3 protein-coding genes are annotated in these 2,335 nt (G+C 68.3%); all 3 read right to left on the bottom strand.

The genetic code is table 11. The features are described 5' to 3' along the window. The coding region (locus FJ980_RS29830) for an ATP-binding cassette domain-containing protein (protein ID WP_140547207.1) at nucleotides 1–404 on the bottom strand (404 nt) is incomplete at its 3' end. Further along, nucleotides 401–1,231 carry an ABC transporter permease gene (locus tag FJ980_RS29825; RefSeq protein WP_140547206.1) on the bottom strand — a complete coding sequence of 277 codons (831 nt, stop codon included), beginning with the start codon at nucleotides 1,229–1,231 and terminating at the stop codon, nucleotides 401–403. The genes FJ980_RS29830 and FJ980_RS29825, both read right to left, overlap by 4 nt. Next, nucleotides 1,228–2,214, bottom strand: coding sequence for an ABC transporter permease (locus FJ980_RS29820; RefSeq protein WP_140547205.1), 987 nt, complete (start codon nucleotides 2,212–2,214; stop codon nucleotides 1,228–1,230). Before FJ980_RS29820 ends, FJ980_RS29825 begins: the two co-directional genes overlap by 4 nt. Nucleotides 2,215–2,335 lie beyond the last annotated feature (121 nt).

The following is a 2,335-nucleotide window of genomic DNA, read 5'->3' as shown; positions in this document are numbered from 1 at the left end:
GCGCCCCCCTCTGTCCTGCCGGACATCTCCCCCTCTAGGGGGGAGATTAGCAGTTCCGCTGCCGGCTCTCCCTCTGCAGCGTTGAAGATTGGCGAAGGCGGACGCGACGGTTCAATCTCCCCCCTAGAGGGGGAGATGTCCGGCAGGACAGAGGGGGGCGCGAAGGAACGAGGCGCTTGCGATTTCGGTATCTTCCAGTTGACGCTTCCTTCGATTTTAGCCGACCCCGCCAACAAACCCGCAACCGCTAGCGCCAGCGTGCTCTTGCCCGAGCCGCTCTCGCCGATGGTCGCCAGGCGCTCTCCGGCTTTCACATCCAGGCTGACGCCTTTCAGCGCCGGCACCTCGACCCTGTCGCGCCGATAGCGCACCGAAAGATCGCGAATCGACAGCAGCGCGGTCACGACAGGCTCCTGCGCACCGCGGTGCTCTCCACCACGCCTTCGCCGGCGAGGTAGACGCCGAGCACGGTCAGCACCAGCGCGATACCTGGAACGACCGACAAAAACGGCGCGGTGCGCAGCACCGCACGCCCCTCGGCGATCATGCCGCCCCAGGTGACGCGGTTGGGATCGCCGAGGCCAAGGAAGGAAAGCGCGGCCTCGGTGAGGATCGCCGCAGCCACGATCACCGAGGACAGCGCAAGCACCGGCGGCAAGGCGTTGGGCAGCACCTCGCGAAAGGCAATCTCAAGTGGATGCATGCCGATGACGCGGGCGCCGGCGACATAATCGCGCTCGCGGATCGACAGGACCTCCGCGCGCGCCACCCGCGCGGGTCCGGTCCAGGCGCCGAGCGCGATCGCCGCGACGACGACGCCGAGCGAAGGCCCGACGATGCTGACGAAAGCGAGCGCGAGCAGGAAGCTCGGCACGGTCTGGAAGGCGTCGGTGATGCGCATCAGCACTTCGTCGATCAGGCCGCCGGCGAAGCCGGCTAAAGTGCCGACCACCGAGCCGATCAGGAGCGCCGCGGCAGCCGCCGCCAGCCCCACCGCCAGCGAGGTGCGGGCGCCATGGAACAGCTCGGCCAGCACGTCGCGGCCGAGCCGGTCGGTACCGAGCGGCAGCGACCAGTCCTGGAACGGCGGCAGCAGCGCCGGTCCGGCGATGGCCTGCGGGTCGCCGGGAAACAGCAGCGGCGCCGCCAATGCCATCACAATGAGCAAGGCGAGAATGATCGCGCCGGCGATCGCCTCCGGCGTGCGGAAGAAACGATGTAGGCGGTTCATGCGCTTGCCTCGCCGGCGCCGACGCGCGGATCGAGGACAGCGTAGGCGAGATCGACGAGAAGGTTGATGACGACGACGAGGACGGCGCTGACCAGGATGATGCCGAGCAGCAGCGTCGCGTCGCGTCCGGCGACGGCTTCCTGCGCCAGCCGGCCGAGACCCGGCACAGCGAAAACGCTTTCGATGACGACGCTGCCGCCCAGCATCTGCGCCGACTGCAGGCCGAGCATGGTGACCAAAGGGAGGAGCGCGTTGCGGGCGACATGGGCAAGCACGATGCGCCGGCGCGGCAGCCCCCTGGCGCGGGCGGCGAGGATAAAGTCCTGCCGCCAGGCCTCGGTCATGCCGGCGCGCATCATGCGCAAATAGAGCGCCAGATAGATGAAGCCGAGCGCCGAGACCGGCAACACGAGATGAGTGGCGATGTCGGCGGCGCGCGCCACTCCGGTTTTGCCGGAGGCGATGGTCTCGATGCCGCCGATCGGCAGCCAGCGCAAATCGACGGCGAAGACGACGATGAGCACCAGGCCGAGCCAGAAGCCGGGCACGGCATAAAGCGCCAGCGAGCCGATGGAGAGGAAACGGTCGCGGAAACTGCCAGGCCGCGCACCGGCATAGATGCCGAGCGCCGAGCCGAGGCCGAAGGAGAGTGCGGTGGCGCTGCCCATCAGGATCAGCGTGGTCGGCAGGCGTTCGAGGATGGTTTCGCGGATGGGCCGCGAGAAGGTGACGGACTGGCCAAGGTCGAGATGCAGCAGCGCCCAGAGATAATTGGCGAGGCGCGTTAACTCCGACTGGTCGAGGCCCCAGCGGTGGCGCAGCAATTCGATCATGCCGGCATCGCCGCCGGTCGAGACGATGTAGGCGTCCACTGCGTCGCCGGGCGCGGCTTCGAGCAGCAGGAAGCTGCCGATGACGACGATGAGGAGAACGAAGACGCTGCCGACGAGGCGACGGCGCAGGAGGCGGAGGGCACGGGTCATGGCGAAGCCTGGTTGAGGCCAAACCACGGACGTTGCGCTCTACGGCGCCCCCCTCTGTCCTGCCGGACATCTCCCCCACGAGGGGGGAGATTGGAGGCTTCCGCGCCCCGCTCAATCCTGC

Origin of the sequence: Mesorhizobium sp. B1-1-5, from assembly GCF_006443065.1 — a bacterium.
GTDB lineage: Bacteria > Pseudomonadota > Alphaproteobacteria > Rhizobiales > Rhizobiaceae > Mesorhizobium.
The sequence above is the reverse complement of the archived record's forward strand: the minus strand, read 5'-3'. Positions and strand labels throughout refer to the sequence as shown.